This window comes from Deltaproteobacteria bacterium HGW-Deltaproteobacteria-4, from assembly GCA_002841765.1.
GTDB lineage: Bacteria > Desulfobacterota > Desulfuromonadia > Desulfuromonadales > UBA2197 > UBA2197.
Genome location: PHAV01000024.1, coordinates 1 through 14,911 on the forward strand (window position 1 = coordinate 1; position 14,911 = coordinate 14,911).

Below are 14,911 nucleotides of genomic sequence, written 5' to 3' on the forward strand. Positions count from 1 at the left end.
TTTCACCGTTTCCAGAATTCAATGTGAACCGCCGTATACGGAACCGTACGTACGGTGGTGTGGGAGGACGGCGGGAGTAATTCCGCCTCCTACCCGATTTCGGAGAGTTTGTTCTGGTGTGGGAGAAAAAGTGGGGCGCTATGCATATGTTTGGAGGAATGTGCGACCTTGGATGTTGGAGGATGGGTAAAATGGCATGGATGGTTACTGAAAGGGGGCTTTCTTACTGGCTGTTTCAGCGATCCTTTATTTGTCGTTCCTGTCTTTTAATGCACATGCAAACGATCGTGGTATATCCAAAAAACATTTTTGTCGTGCATTGAGGATTCACTCCTCTGCAAAGACTGGAATCGCCGGGAAGAGAGGTACATTGCTCTTTGCAGGCACACTCTTTGGCATAGATACATTCATCCTCAAATTTGCAGGTAGGCTTCTGCTGGTTTTCTTTTGCGGGTACAGACGGAAGAGCCATTTCATTGATCCACAGATAGTTGTTGTTTATCAGGGGCAGATTATATCTGACGATTCTGAAAAGAATCTTACATTTCAGAAAATTTGTCCATAACATATTCCGCACAAAGAGCCAGGTTGACCTAAAATGTTCCGTTCGTTTTTGATCAAACCATTATGTTTGATCTGCATCAAGGCAAAGATGCAAATTATTTTGTAAAGTTTACTCAAAATCAATTTAACCTGGAGGTCATGATGAGCAACGGACAGAACAATTTAGCAGGACAGGCTTTGACCCTCACAGATCTAGTCAGTTATCAGGACGACGCCGTCGTCAGCAAGACTCTTCTAGATCGCAAGGGGGTGGGGACGATTACTCTTTTTTCATTTGCCGCCGGACAGGGGTTGAGCGAACATACCGCGCCCTTTGATGCGGTGGTGGAGATTGTCGACGGCGAAGCGGAGATTACCATCGATGGGGTGGCGCAGACGGTCGTGGCCGGGCAGTTGTTGATCATGCCGGCGAATCACCCGCATTCGTTGCAGGCAGCAAAACCATTCAAAATGCTGCTGGTGATGATCCGGGGCTAATTTCTACAGGGCTTCACTTCGGCGCAGTAAACTCTCCAGGGCTACGGCCAATTGCTTGTAGCCGGCGGCATTGGGATGGATCGGGTCGGATTTGAGTTTTGCATCGCCGAGAATTTCCGAGAGGATCTCCCCTTCTACGGGGAGATCCTCTTCACGAGCGAGTTCTTCATACAAAGGTGGAACTTGCAGCCCGAAGCCGAGCGTCGGGACGGCGATCAGGACCACGGAGATTCCCCGTTCTTTTGCGCTCTGGACCATGGCACGCAGATTGACTTTGACCTGCCCCGGGTCGAGGCGGCGGAGAAAATCGTTGCCACCGTGACACAAAAGGAGCAGCGACGGCTGGGTTTCATCAAGAAAAGTGGCCAAGCGAGCCCGCCCTTCTTCGCTCACTTCTCCCGGCACTCCGGCGTTAATAACCTTGTGCCCGGTCAAGGACGCCAGGATCGCCGGATAACTTTCTTCCCGTCCGGCGCCTGTCCCATAAGTGAGGCTGTCACCAAAAGCGAGGATGACAGCATCATTGCCCAAGGGGGCGATTTTCGGCGTCTTCTGGCAAGAGCAGAGCAAGAGAGCGCAGAGGACCAGGAAAAGGAGGTGTCCGGCAGAAAATTTACTTTCGATGACGGGTGGGTGCGCCATTCTAACGTGCTTTCGACATGGCATCTGTTTTTGCGGCCGCAAGGGCCGCTTCCCAGGTGACGAGCTCTCCATCGTATTCTTTGACAAAGTCCTGTGCTGCCTCTTTGGTCGTAAAGGCCCACTTGGCGCGCATCGTCATGACCCCGCGTTTCTTTCCGCCCAGAACCCAGAAGGCCTTTTCAGCCGGGACGAGGTCGTGTGAATTGCGATCAGCGACGAGAAGCGCTTTGACCTTCTCCCCTTTATTGCTCTCCATGACCAGAACCGCACAGTGGAGGCTACAGATTCCTACTTCTTTTCCGTCAGGAAAAATGACAAGCATACGGCTAAAGCCGTATGCTTTGCGGTCCATGCCGCATTCCGAGCATTCGCGATGCCGGGGAATATCCATCTGATCTTCGGCTTTAACTGTCGTGCTGAAGATGCTGATCATGGAGAGGCAAAAGAATAACAGGGCAACCAGGATTCGCGGCATTTTATTCTCCTCGGCGGTGTCAAGAGTAAGACGCATGACTAATAGATCTGATTAGTTGTGCCCATGCATCGGCGCACTGTTTCCCATTTTCATCTTCTTCTGTTTACGCTTGTCACGGATCATTTTGGTATCTTTGTACATGTCTTCATACGAAGCTTTGATGGCGTCATCAAATGTTCCCAAGCTCCCTTTGTTGCTGCTGATGAACGCTTCGGCTTCGGATTTGTTGGCAAAGGCCCACTTTGCCCTCGCTGTCATGACCCCCTGCTTGTCACCACCAATAACCCAAACAGCCGACTCCGCGTCGATGAGTTTTTTACTGTTAAAATCTCCAACCTTAATCGCTGCCGGCGATTTATCGATGTTGTTGGCTAACTCGACAGCCATGCAATGAAGGCTGCAGGTCCCGGTGGAGGTGTTGTCATCATATTCGACGAGCATACGACTATGGGCAAATTGGGTCCGATCCATTCCACAATAGTTGCAGGAATCGGGTGATTCCACGGTCTCGCTGGCGAAGGAGGCAACGGTGAGTAACGAGAGAAAGAGCAGGAGTATGAACAATATTTTTTTCATGTGTTGGCCTTTCCTTTCTTTGATCTTCGGTTTCGATAGCTTAAGGGAGCGAGGTTAAGACCGTCTGCAGGGTAGAACCATTCCGATAGTCTTCATTCATGCGAATTATTCCGCTGCTGTCAATGACAATCGTTGTCCCCATGGTGGCAGCATAGTCATGCGCCAGCTGCCGGTTGATGTCGGCCAGAACAATAAATCCGCTGTTGGCATATCCCGCATTGGTCGCTGCCTCTTTTGCCTGGGCAACGGAAGCAGCGAGATAATCGACCGCATAGAAGCGGACATCAGGGAAGCCCGGCATGACATAGGAGAGGGCATGACTCATGTGGCTGTCGCAAATTGGGCACCACATGGTGAAGTAGAAAACGATCCCCTTTTTCCCCGCTAAAGCCGTGGGCAGGTCGATGTTCGTGTTATTGGTATCCATGATCGAGAAGGGCGGAGCATTCTGGCCAACGCCCCAGCCAGTCGTCCCTGCCTCAAAAGCTGGGCGTTCATCGTTACTGGAAGGGGTCAGGTCATCGGCGATCTCCCCACAAGCGCTAAGGAGTAAGAGTAAAAGGAGCAGGCAGCCATATTTAACGGAAGACATAGCGCACCCCCAGAGTATAGATGTCGGTCACCGGAAAGTTCTCGCCCCAACCATCTTTTTTGAGCGCGTGGCTCCAGGCACCCCTGATGCTCCAATCACTGTCGGTGCTCGAATAAGTAACGGTGCCGCTCAGCGATTGTTTGCTGAAAGCACTGTTCCGGTCGCTCGCACCGTCAATCTCGGCCTCGTCTTCAGTCAGATAGGCATAGCCGATAGTGCCAGTGACGGTGTCTCCCCCGGTGCCGACAAAGTAACGATAGCCGAGAGAGGCGGATGCCGAGAGGCGGTTGCCGGGCATTTTGTCATACGGGGCAACGGCTTTACCATATTCCTGGTTGATCGGGCGCTCAAAGTAAGTGCCGTAGCCGAGAACCAGAGAAGTGTTCCACGCCTTCATCGTCTTGTCGATGAGGAGATTGCCATCGAGGCGATAAAAACCGCGGCCGGTGACGTCAAAACTGCTCTCTTCGCTGTCATAAGGAGAGATGCCGGTCGGCAGCAGTAGAGAGGTTCCGATGGTGATGGTCGGGATGAGGACTTCGGCTCCTTTGGACAGCCATAGTGGTCTTTCTTCGAGAAGATCGTACCATAAAAAGAGGCTGGCATCGCCGAGTCCCTGACTGCTGGTCTTCAGCCCTGAGTAGTTGTTTTCGTTCCAGACGTACGGGAGAGTGGCCCCCACCTGCCATTTTTGACCGATACGGTGGGCGTAACCGAGGTTGAGACGGTACTGGCGCAGATCCGATCCCGGTGGGTCACTGGTATATTCCTGCTTCTGGTTCCAGAAGCCGTCATAAATCTCCAGATCGGTGGAGATGTCAGCGACCGCTTTGGCAAATTTAGGGACAATCAGTCCGCTCGCGGAACCGCCTCCGCAGCAAGAGGCAGATTCTGCCGGGGAGGGGGAGAAGAGCGCAGCCCCCGCAAGGAGGGCTGCGAATCCAGTCATAGTGAGAAAATTTCTCATAGAATTGGTGTCCGATTTACATCGAAGGCAAGGTGAAGGTGGCATAGTCAGTTGTTCCGGCAAGATCGGTCTTTACTTCACCATTGATCGTCACCTTGACGTAGACTGTGGCACCGGGAGTCAGGGTCAGGCCAGGGTTAGTGGCTGACCAGTGTCCACCGCCATTGTCAGTTGCATTAAAGTAACTGACATTGTCTGTTGAGATTTGCACCGAGGAGGTTGCTGGTACAACGTTCCAAGTCGTCCCGGTGGAATCGGTTAAAGTGCTGTCGCCAGAGACCGCCGGGAATTTCATCATCATGGCATCGTCGCGGGTGGCGAGAAAGAGGCTGAAGGTGTTGGTCGCAACATTAACGCTATCCTTGAAGAGCAGGTAGGTTCGCTTGGCCGGGGGCATATCTTTGTTGGCGACCATGTCGGCACTGGTCCCGTAAAGTTTCACCAGACTTGTCCCCATCGCCATGCCGACATTAGGGAAGAAGGTTACTGTCTCGGTATCGTTGATTTTGACCTGAAGCTCCCAATATTCCTGAGTGGCCATCATAGTCATCATGAGATAATAGATCGTGCAGCTGTAGGTTCCGTCACCATTGTCAGTTACCGCATCTGCAGGTGAAGAATGGTCTTTACTCGCCATGTGCATGTAGGGGATCAATTTAATATTTTGCCCGATGGCCGGAGTGTCGTCACTACGATTAGTGAGCTTGAGGGTAAAGCTCGTTTTACCCAGTTTAGCAGAATTGATCCCGTCGGGGTTGACCACCTCAACTTTGTAGTTGTGAGTATAGGCGGTGACACGACCGAGCTGGACACTCGTAACGTCGCTGAAGTCCCTTGTTCTCATCGACTCAAGCGCAGTTGTGAATTGAGCTTTTGTGTTACCAGGAAGGGGCGTTGTAGTGTCGATGTTCACGGAACCAGATGCATCATTGCCATCTAGTGTCCCATCTGCCAAATCTTTGCTTAGTGCTAAAAGGAGAGAAAATTGTTTTTCAGGCGCTAATCCAAGGTCTTGGGTGAGTTGGCTGAATGCTGCTGCGCGCAGGGCTGCAAGCCGCTGATGCAAGTTAGTTGCGTCTGCTGTGTTTGGTGCAATAGATGGTTCTGGAATGAATCCAAAGGCCATGTTGAAGGCATTTTTTGCTTTGTTTAATGGTGTCCCGTTGCTGACCAACCCCTGAATGATTGTTGATGCCGGGTCAATGTGGACGACCGGAGTGGTAGTTAGTGTGCCACCGGCAATACAGGTGGCGAGTTTGGTCGCAGGGACACGGACATTTCCGGTCGCCTCGTCGGTGAAAGTCCCACCCGTTGCCTCGAAGTGAAGTTCACTGCTCAGCGCATTAGTGGGAATGTTGATGGTGTAGGTGCCGTTGTCAAGGCTGGTCACCGGCCCTGCTACCGTAGCACCCGCGCTGTCCTTGACCAAAACGCTGGCGCCAGCCACCGGAGCAGCGACAACGGAACCAGAGATGGTGGTTGTCGCGACAGAATTATCATCGCTGGAACTACCGCAGCCTTGCAGCAGTGCAAGGGAGGTGAGTAGTGCCGCGAAAAGTAAAGTTTTCACTGATTTCATGAGGCTTTTCTCCAGAAATGGTGTTGGTTGTCTGTGCGAATACGGCACTGCAAGGTTCTTCTTGAAAAAAAGAATCCTTCTCGCGGCCATCACTCACACGGGGGACAAAATATTTCAGGATGAAAAGGTCAGACTTTAGGTGGGGGGACAGGGGGGAGGATATGATTTTCAAGTTGGCTGGCAACGGAGACCGGTTGGTAAACGGTCGTTGCGACGGGACTGTCAAGAGATTTGCCCTTGGGCAGGAGGTAGGTTTCGATGCTGGCGCTCACCAAGGGATCTTCGCTGCCGCCACAAGGGAGAGAAGTGATAATCGTCCCTAGGGCGGCCTTTTCTTCTAAGGCCGACTGGATGTAATTTTTCTGACAACAAGGGGAGATAGACGCCAGGGCGCAGCAGCAGGTTCCAGAGGCGATACGGCTTGGCGCACATCCGCACAGGGAATGGTCACCTTGACAGGTCGCATGTGTCTCTATCTCAGGGAGGGCAGTGATAAAGGTCGGACCCCAAAGTGATAGTTGCAATAAAGAGAAGGCGACTATCGAAAGGATAGCACCGATCTTGCTCTTTTTTTTGAAATCACGGGTGGACATAATAGACTTCTACCCAAAGAGGGGAAGGATTGGGATTCCTCCAGAACCAAGGAATTCAAAATATCTTATTGTCACTTTTCTTGTCAAACAGCTTGCGGGCACGGAGATAGTTCATTCTGTCGGTTGTCTGTTAATTTGACAGTGTCAGCGCTTGCAGTTAAGGTGCGAGACTATTTATCCTACAGAAGGTTGTCCAAATGAAAAAGAAGAGTCAGTCGCCGCAAAATTCGGCGGATCAATCCATGGAGACAAACAAAATCGAGATGCCGCGCAAAACAAAGCCCCGTGTCTCTGCCCCTCTGATCAATAAAAAGGCCGCCGCCCGCGCAGCCGGGGATGCCGCTCGCGCTGCCGGGGAGGTTGACCCTTTTGCCCGCAAGAAGTCATCTGTCCCCAAATCGGTCCGCCCCCGGGACACTGCTGGCTCGCGTCCGCCCCGCTCCGAAGCGATTGAGGTGGACATCATGCGCCTGGATGCCGATGGCGTCGGCATCGCCCGCCATGACGGCAAGGATTTCATCGTCGCCGGCGCTTATCCCGGTGAGAAGGTAACCGCGACAATCGAAGCCAAGGGGCAGTTCCGCCTTGTCGGTCGGTTGCGGCGGGTGATCAAGGCACATCCGCACCGGATCGCCAAACGCTGTGACTCCCTTACCTCCTGCCAGGGGTGCCCCCTTCTTTGTCTCGACGAAGCCGCGCAATTCGAGATCAAGCAGATCCGCATCCGTTCGGCTTTCAACCAATATCCGCAGCTCAAGGGGGTGGAGATAGCACCGATCTGGAGTGCTCCGGAACCCTTTGGTTATCGCAGCAATGCCAAGCTCGTCTTCGGCCGTAAGCGCGGCATGGTGCAACTCGGTCTGTATCGGCGCGGCACCCATGATGTCGTTGATCTCGCCGGCTGTCCGCTGCACCATCCCTTGATTAATCGTATTGCCAGCGTGGTGCGGGAAGAGGTCGAGAAGCAGGAGATTTATATCTACAATGCGGAGAAGGGGCGGGGTTTGCTCCGTTATCTGCTGATCCGGGTCAGTCCCTCCCGTAACAAAGCAATGGTCACCTTTGTGGTGGCGGAGCGGGATCTAAAACAGTTGCCGCACCTCGCCAAATCCCTGCAAAAGCGGGTGCCGGAAGTGGTCTCGGTGCAGCAGAATGTCAATGCTACCACCGGCAATATCATCGTTGGTCGCGATACTCAGCGCCTCGCCGGGGTGACGGATCTCCTCGATCAGGTCGGTGACATTCGTTTGCAACTCGCGCCTGCGTCCTTCTTTCAGGTCAACCACGCCCAGGCGGCCCGCATCTATCAACTGGTGCGGGATTGGGCCCGGTTGCAAGCCAGCGAGACCGCCGTCGATCTTTATTGCGGTATTGGTGGTATTGCTCTCCATCTGGCGCGGGATGCCGGCCGGGTCTATGGCATCGAGACCATCGAGGAGGCGGTGAAGAACGCCCGCGCCAATGCCCTGCTTAATGACCTGCGGAACTGTATCTTTATTGCCGGCGATGCTGAAGAGGTGGTGGAGGATCTGTGCAACGAGATTCAGCGGGCCGAGGTGGTGGTCCTCAATCCTCCGCGCAGTGGCTGCCAACCCCAGGTACTGAAGGCGGCAGCTTCGTTGCAGCCGCGCACTCTGATCTATGTCTCCTGTAATCCTGAGACCCTTGCGCGCGATCTCAGTCTCCTCCATCCCCTCGGCTATGCGGCCGATGCCGTGCAGCCGGTCGATATGTTTCCCCAGACCGCCCACATCGAAACCGTGGTCCGACTGGTACCGATTACTCTTTAATCGACGAGTTCTTCCTTGTTGCGCCGCAGCAGATCGCCCGGCGCCGCGCCCTTGGGTAGGGGCATACGGACCTTGGCATTCGGTTGAATGGTGCTGACGACTTCATGGCTGCTGTTCATCACATCACGCACGATAAATTGATCCTGGCGCATCTGCGGGCCGAGCAACTCGATAACTTCACCACTGAAGAAACGGTTGCGGGCGCCGATCCAGCCGCTGCCGTCGGCGAGAACTTCTTCGACACTGCCGACAAAGTCGCAGGCGCGCCGGTAGCGGGAATCGCCGGCATGAATCCGCGCGTCACTGCCGCCGAAAAGGAAGCCGCTGTCGTAAGGCCGATGGCTGACCTTGTCGAGTTCGTGGCGCCACAGGGGATCATAGTGCCACCCGGCCGGATCGGCCGCGTAGGCGTCGAGAGCGGCGCGGTAAACGCGGGTCACGGCGGCGACGTAGTAAACGCTCTTCATTCGGCCTTCGATCTTCAGGCTGTCAATACCGGCGTGGATCAGGGCCGGGAGGTGTTCGGCGAGGCAGAGATCACGACTGTTCATCACATAAGAGCCGCGCTCATCTTCTTCGATCGCCATAAATTCATTGGGCCGTTTCTCTTCGACCAGGGCGTATTTCCAGCGGCAGGGCTGAGTGCAGGCCCCCTGATTGGCGCTGCGCTGGTTTAGGGCGGCGGAGAGGAGACAGCGCCCGGAGTACGACATGCACATGGCGCCGTGCACAAAGACTTCAAGACCGACGGTGGTCGCGGCGCGGATAGCAGTCATCTCCGCCAGGGTCAGTTCGCGGGCGAGATTGACCCGGTTGACGCCGAGCCCCTGCCACAAGTTAGCGGCGGCGGCATTGGTGGTATTGGCCTGGGTGGAGAGGTGCAGGGGGCGCTGCGGATCGATCTGTCGCACCAGGGAGAGAACGCCGGGATCAGCGACAATGTAGGCATCAATGCTGCTTGGTCGCAATTCTTCGAGCCAGGCGCCAAGGTGCGGAAATTCGGCCGGTCGGGCGAAGGCATTGAGGGTCAGATAGAGTTGTTTGCCGTAGCTGTGGGTCAAGGCGATGGCATCGCTGAGGGCGGTCGAATCGAAGTTCCCGGCGGCCGCCCGTAAACCGAAGTTCTGACCGCCGAGATAGACGGCATCAGCGCCAAAACGCAGGGCGGCGGCCAGTTTTTCCGGATCGCCGGCCGGGGCGAGAAGTTCCGATTTTTTCATCATGTTTCTCCTTGAGGATCGAGGTTACAGCGGCACTCCTATAGCATACTGTGGCGCGAAAGGGAAAAAACGGCCAATGTTCTCTTTTGCCGGACCGCTTTCCTGCTTGACAAGATTCCAAAAAGACTTTAATTTTTCTTGGATTTATAACTTTTTTGTCCGTCTGCCCGCGCCCGAACGGCTTCTATTTTGAGCAAGGAGATCATGATGCTCTACAAACGAATCCTCCCCCTGATGGCTCTGCTGATCGGAGTTGCTTCCCCGCTCTTTGCCCAGACTTCGATGGATCCGGCGGCAGAAGAAGTGCCGGCAGAAAACAGTTCAGCCTATCTTACTTATGAAGTGCAAAAAGGAGATACTCTCTGGGGTATTTCGCGACGGTTTATTGAGGACCCTTATTACTGGCCTGATCTCTGGGCGAATAACCCGGATATCCAGAATCCTCATTTTATCTTTCCCGGCCAGAAGTTGCGGATTTACACCGGTCCGATCGTTGTGGTCGGAGTTGAAGAAGAGAAGGTCTCCCCTGCCCCGGAGCAGGAAATTGTGACTTCAGAAATCACTCCGACTCCGGTAGCGCCGGTGGTTATCGCCGAGGAACCGGTGGTGACGATTGTGATTCCCGCCGGACTCAGCTTTATCGGCGAAAGTGAGCAGAGTGCCGGCGGCACCATCTTTGACTTCCCCGTTGCCCGACATTTTGCCGGGGATGGCGATACTGTCTTTGTCCGCATGCCGGAGGCGACGAATGTCGAGATCGGCGATTCTCTTCAAATTGTCAAATCCCGTGCTGATATCATTCACCCCGTCAGTAAAAAACGCCTCGGCTTTCAGGTCGATCAACTCGGAGTCCTTGAAATTACCGCGCTGGGGAAAGATCTTCATACGGCGATTATTCGTAAAAATTTCCGGGAAGTTGAGCGCGGGGCCTGGTTGTCTCCCAATAAAGCCCTTCACCAGCAAATTGCTTTGCGGCGCGCGTCAAGTGAGATGCGCGGGATGGTGATCAGCACGGCCTTGCGCAAGGAGTTGCAGGGTCCGAATGAAGTCCTCTTTGTCGATCTTGGCGAGGACCATGGTCTCATGACCGGGAACCTGTTGACCCTGACCCGGCCGCACAAAGCGACGGATCTGGTGACGATCAAAAATAGTCGTGATGCTGCAATTGTTTATCCTGAGGAGTTTATCGGCTACGCTCTCGTCGTCGATACCAATCCGGAGACCGCCACAGCGGTCATCCTCAAAGCCCTTGGTCCGGTCGTCATAGGTGATCTGGTTCGCGCCCAAACCGGGCAGTTGACGCGTTAGATTGATGTTGGGGGGGCCATGAGGGAAACTGAACATGATTGGCTCCGTCTGCACCTGACCCCCGGCCTTGGACGCAAGGGGCTTTTCCGTCTGCTAGAACATTTTGCCACTCCCCGTGACGTTCTTGAGCATGCCTCTGATGGCTGGCAAGGGGTGGCAGGTGTCCGTCGTACCGGTCTAATTCCCACGCTTTCGGACCCACAATTTCTGGCAGCGCGCCGGAAAATAGAACAAAGTCAGGCCCGCCTCGTCAGCTACTGGGACGAGGCGTACCCATTGCTGCTGCGGGATATCCCCGATCCGCCTGCCCTCCTTTATCTGCGCGGCGCCGAACCTCCCTCCGAAGCCCTTGCTATCGTCGGCTCCCGTAACGCTTCGCCGACAGGGCGGTATCTGACTGCGGAGATTGCCCGCGAGTTGGCATCGCGCGGCATCGGCATTGTGAGTGGCTTGGCGCGCGGCATCGATACCGCGGCGCACGAAGGGGCGCTAGCGGGGCAGGGGCCGACGGTTGCGGTCCTCGGTTGCGGGATTGATCGCATCTACCCGCCGGAGAATGAACGTCTTTTTATACGCATCCTGGCAGAAGGGGGGACGCTTGTCTCCGAGTATCCGCCGGGGGCGGATCCGCTGGCCGGAAACTTCCCCGGTCGGAATCGTTTGATCAGCGGACTTTGCCGCGGGGTACTGATCGTTGAGGCGGCCCTCGGCAGTGGCTCGCTGATCACCGCAGACTTTGCTTTAGAACAGGGACGCGATGTCTTTGCTGCCCCTGCCTCCATCGCTTCCCCGGTCGGTAACGGCGTCAATCGCCTCCTCAAGGACGGCGCCTTTCTGGTGACGGAGAGTGATGATATCCTCGAACGCCTTTGGCCGCGTTGCCCCTCGGCGCCGGTGCAGAAGCAGGAAGCGCAGCTCGATCTCTCTCTGTCGGAAGATGCCCGCACCGTCTATGCCCTCCTCGGCGAAGCCCCTCTGCATATCGATGAATTAGTGGGGAAATGCGCCTTGACTCCCTTTGCCCTTTCCGCTATTTTACTCGACCTAGAGCTCAGAGGGGGGGTCGAACAGCTCCCCGGCATGCGTTATATCCGCTATCGCCCCTCCCGATAACGACTCAAGAATGGAACAGAAACAGTACAAAGGAGTGCCATTGAACGAGCGGGTTTTGGTTATCGTCACCATCATTGCCCAGTACATCCTCTCGGATCTCGATTTCCCTGCCGAGAATGATCTGGTCAATGAACTTCTCGCATCGGGATTTGCCGCCGATGAGATCAATGCCGCCTTTCTCTGGATGGAACGCCTCAATCATGATCCGGTCGAACGGCTGACCCCGACCTTTCGGGCGCCGACCTACCGTGTATTTGCTCCCGAGGAATCCCGCCTCCTGTCTCTGGAGGCCCGCGGGTTCCTTGTTCGTCTCCGAGTGCTTGGACTGATTGACGAAACTCTGCTCGAAGAGATGATCCAGCGGGCGACCGGCGAAGCCAGTGATGTGCTTGGTCTCGACGAGATCAAGATTGTCGCCGCGCAGACCCTGGCCACCCATGCACAGTCCGAGTGGGGCAATGAAATTGCCAGCATCCTCGATGATGACTGGGACGGCTTTCTCCATTAGTTTTATCTCTCTGGCCGCCATTGTGCGGCCTTTCCTGTCTTTTCGTCACTAACAACCGGAAGCCACCCCTTATGGCAAAATCCCTCGTTATTGTTGAGTCTCCGGCCAAAGCCAAGACCATTGAAAAATTCCTCGGCCCCGGTTATCGCGTCCTGGCTTCTTACGGGCATGTGCGTGCCTTGCCGAGCAAGCAGGGATCGGTCGATATCGCCCACGACTTTAATCCTCTCTATGCCGTCCTCCCCGAGAGTCTCAAGCATATCGAACTCCTCAAGCGCGAAGTGGCCACGGCCAGCGAAATCCTCCTCGCAACCGACCCCGACCGCGAAGGGGAAGCGATCGCCTGGCACCTACTGCAGGCTCTCGGTGTCGATGCCGAAGGGAAAAAGCCGATCGTCAAGCGGGTGACTTTTCACGAAATCACCAAGGGGGCGATTCAGCAGGCGGTGGCGCAAGCCGGGAAGATCGACCAGAACCTGGTCGATGCCCAGCAGGCGCGCTCGATTCTTGATTATCTCGTCGGATTTAATCTCTCTCCCCTCCTTTGGAAAAAAATACGCTATGGTCTTTCGGCAGGGCGGGTGCAGTCGGTGGCGCTGCGGCTGATCTGTGAACGTGAAAAGGATATTGCTGCTTTCAACGAACGGGAATACTGGACGATCGAGGTCCTCTTTGCCGGAACCAAGGCTGAACCTTTCAAGGCGCAATTGGTCAGCGTCGATGGCAAGAAACTCGACAAGTTCGCCATTGTCAGCGAAGCGGAAGCGAGTGATCTGGTGCGCACCATCGAGCGTCGGCGTTTTCGCGTCGGCCAGATCAGCAAGGCAGAGAAGAAACGCAACCCGGCGCCCCCCTTTACTACCAGTACCCTGCAGCAGGAAGCGAGCCGCAAGCTCGGTTTTGGCGCGCGCAAGACGATGAGTGTGGCGCAGAAGCTGTACGAAGGGGTCGATATCGGCGAAGGAGCCATCGGTCTGATCACCTACATGCGTACGGACTCGGTCGTCCTCTCCGAGACGGCAACGACGGAGGCGCGGGAATTGATCACTGCCCGCTACGGCAAGGAGTATGCCCTCGCCAAGCCGCGCGTCTTTAAGAACAAGGCAAAGAATGCCCAGGAAGCGCATGAAGCCGTGCGTCCGACCTCGTTGGCCAATACACCGGAACGGGTGAAGTCGTACCTGACCCCGGAACATTACCGTCTTTATCAGCTGATTTGGACACGAACCATGGCTTCGCAGATGGCATCAGCGATCCTGGACGCCACCACTGTTGAGGTCGAATCGCTGCCGCCGGCGGAAGATCCTGTCGCTGCCGCCGATCAAGGGGCTAAGACTCTCGGCTTGCGGGCTAGTGGGCAGGTGGTGCGTTTCCCCGGCTTCATGAAGCTCTACATCGAAGGGACGGATGACGCCGAGGAAGAGCAGGAAGGCCTCCTCCCCACTCTTGATGTCGGCGAAGCGTTGCAGCGCAAAGAGACCTTCCCCATTCAGCACTTTACCCAGCCGCCGCCTCGCTACACTGAAGCGAGTCTGGTCAAAATTCTCGAAGAGTACGGCATTGGGCGCCCCTCCACTTATGCTTCGATCATGAACACTCTGGTGATGCGCAAGTATGCCCGGCTGGAGAAGCGTACTTTCTTCCCTGAAGATATCGGTATGGTCGTCAGCGACCTTCTTGTCAAGCACTTCAGCCAGTATGTTGATTATGACTTTACCGCCCAGATGGAAGAAATTCTTGATGAGGTCTCCCGTGGTGAAAAGCTCTGGAAACCGGTGCTGCGCGAGTTTTGGGAGCCTTTCATTGCCCTGATCAAGGTCAAGGACAAGGAGATCGTCAAAGAGGATCTGACCACCGAAAAGACCGAGAAAATCTGCCCGGATTGCGGAAAACCGCTGGTGGTGAAACTCGGGCGCGCCGGCAAGTTTATCGCCTGCTCCGGCTTCCCGGAGTGTCGCCACACGGCGCCGCTTGCAATTGACGGCAAGGAACCGGAAGAGCCGATGATCTCGGAAGAGGTCTGCGGAAAGTGCGGGGAGAAGATGCTGGTTAAGGAGGGCCGCTTCGGAAAGTATCTGGCCTGCTCCGGTTATCCGAAGTGCAAGAATATTCAGCCGCTGATCAAACCGGTCGGTACCGGCATCGTCTGTCCGATCTGCCATCAAGGGGAATTGACTGAGAAGAAGTCGCGTTACGGCAAAATCTTCTATTCCTGTAACCGTTATCCCGACTGTAAATTTGCCGCCTGGGATCCGCCAGTCAACGAAACCTGCCCGAAGTGCGCTTTTCCGATCCTTGTTGAAAAGGTCACCAAGCGCGACGGCACCTACCGCAAGTGCGCCAAGGAAGGGTGTGATTACCGCAAGGTGATCATCCCGCCGCCGGAGAAGGCCGCTCCGGCCGCGAAAGCGGTTAAGAAGACCCCGGCGAAGAAATCAACAAAGGCGTAGGGGCGCAGCACGCTGCGTCTGTTCTTGACCTTGCCCATAAACCAACAGGGGCGCAGC

15 protein-coding genes are annotated in these 14,911 nt (G+C 55.2%); 7 read left to right on the top strand and 8 right to left on the bottom strand.

Going from position 1 to position 14,911, the window contains the following annotated elements; all coding sequences use genetic code 11:
- Positions 1 to 370: 370 nt before the first annotated feature.
- Together CVU69_13170 and CVU69_13175 are read left to right on the top strand one after the other, a co-directional pair.
- A complete protein-coding gene (locus CVU69_13170; protein PKN11282.1) occupies positions 371 to 565 on the top strand; it encodes a hypothetical protein in 195 nt (64 codons plus the stop codon).
- A gap of 140 nt (positions 566 to 705) precedes the next feature.
- A complete protein-coding gene (locus tag CVU69_13175) occupies positions 706 to 1,041 on the top strand; it encodes a cupin domain-containing protein (protein ID PKN11302.1) in 336 nt (111 codons plus the stop codon).
- 3 nt (positions 1,042 to 1,044) lie between these two features.
- Here the strand turns inward: CVU69_13175 and CVU69_13180 are convergent, their stop codons facing one another.
- From CVU69_13180 to CVU69_13210, 7 genes are all read right to left on the bottom strand, one after another.
- On the bottom strand, positions 1,045 to 1,683 hold the full coding sequence (locus tag CVU69_13180) for an arylesterase (GenBank protein ID PKN11283.1): 639 nt from the start codon (positions 1,681 to 1,683) through the stop codon (positions 1,045 to 1,047).
- Between the two features lies 1 nt (position 1,684).
- The gene (locus tag CVU69_13185; GenBank protein ID PKN11284.1) at positions 1,685 to 2,194 is read right to left on the bottom strand and encodes a NosL family protein; all 510 of its coding nucleotides are present in this window, start codon (positions 2,192 to 2,194) and stop codon (positions 1,685 to 1,687) included.
- Positions 2,195 to 2,209: 15 nt separating this feature from the next.
- Positions 2,210 to 2,734: a NosL family protein gene (locus CVU69_13190; GenBank protein PKN11285.1), complete on the bottom strand. Its 525-nt coding sequence runs from the start codon at positions 2,732 to 2,734 to the stop codon at positions 2,210 to 2,212.
- 40 nt (positions 2,735 to 2,774) lie between these two features.
- On the bottom strand, positions 2,775 to 3,326 hold the full coding sequence (locus tag CVU69_13195) for a hypothetical protein (protein PKN11286.1): 552 nt from the start codon (positions 3,324 to 3,326) through the stop codon (positions 2,775 to 2,777).
- Positions 3,313 to 4,275, bottom strand: a complete 963-nt coding sequence (locus CVU69_13200) for a hypothetical protein (protein ID PKN11287.1) — start codon at positions 4,273 to 4,275, stop codon at positions 3,313 to 3,315. Before CVU69_13200 ends, CVU69_13195 begins: the two co-directional genes overlap by 14 nt.
- Positions 4,276 to 4,309: 34 nt before the next feature.
- A complete protein-coding gene (locus CVU69_13205) occupies positions 4,310 to 5,872 on the bottom strand; it encodes a hypothetical protein (protein ID PKN11288.1) in 1,563 nt (520 codons plus the stop codon).
- A 128-nt stretch (positions 5,873 to 6,000) separates the two neighbouring features.
- Entirely contained in the window at positions 6,001 to 6,465 is a 465-nt protein-coding gene (locus tag CVU69_13210) for a hypothetical protein (GenBank protein ID PKN11289.1), read from the bottom strand.
- Between the two features lie 464 nt (positions 6,466 to 6,929).
- Here CVU69_13210 and CVU69_13215 point away from each other — a divergent pair, with 464 nt between their 5' ends.
- Positions 6,930 to 8,255 (top strand): 23S rRNA (uracil(1939)-C(5))-methyltransferase RlmD, encoded by a 1,326-nt coding sequence (locus tag CVU69_13215; protein ID PKN11303.1) that lies wholly within the window; start codon positions 6,930 to 6,932, stop codon positions 8,253 to 8,255.
- On the opposite strand, the gene CVU69_13220 is transcribed toward CVU69_13215, so the two are convergent.
- Positions 8,252 to 9,475, bottom strand: coding sequence for a peptidase U32 (locus CVU69_13220; protein ID PKN11290.1), 1,224 nt, complete (start codon positions 9,473 to 9,475; stop codon positions 8,252 to 8,254). The two genes, CVU69_13215 and CVU69_13220, sit on opposite strands and share 4 nt — an antisense overlap.
- A 204-nt stretch (positions 9,476 to 9,679) precedes the next feature.
- On the opposite strand from CVU69_13220, the gene CVU69_13225 reads away from it, so the two are divergent.
- The 4 genes from CVU69_13225 (at position 9,680) to CVU69_13240 (ending at position 14,854) form a co-directional block, all read left to right on the top strand.
- Positions 9,680 to 10,783 (top strand): hypothetical protein, encoded by a 1,104-nt coding sequence (locus CVU69_13225; protein ID PKN11291.1) that lies wholly within the window; start codon positions 9,680 to 9,682, stop codon positions 10,781 to 10,783.
- Between the two features lie 18 nt (positions 10,784 to 10,801).
- Positions 10,802 to 11,896 (top strand): DNA-protecting protein DprA, encoded by a 1,095-nt coding sequence (gene dprA / locus CVU69_13230; protein PKN11292.1) that lies wholly within the window; start codon positions 10,802 to 10,804, stop codon positions 11,894 to 11,896.
- Positions 11,897 to 11,906: 10 nt separating this feature from the next.
- The gene (locus tag CVU69_13235) at positions 11,907 to 12,404 is read left to right on the top strand and encodes a hypothetical protein (GenBank protein ID PKN11293.1); all 498 of its coding nucleotides are present in this window, start codon (positions 11,907 to 11,909) and stop codon (positions 12,402 to 12,404) included.
- A 71-nt stretch (positions 12,405 to 12,475) separates the two neighbouring features.
- A complete protein-coding gene (locus CVU69_13240) occupies positions 12,476 to 14,854 on the top strand; it encodes a type I DNA topoisomerase (protein PKN11294.1) in 2,379 nt (792 codons plus the stop codon).
- Positions 14,855 to 14,911 lie beyond the last annotated feature (57 nt).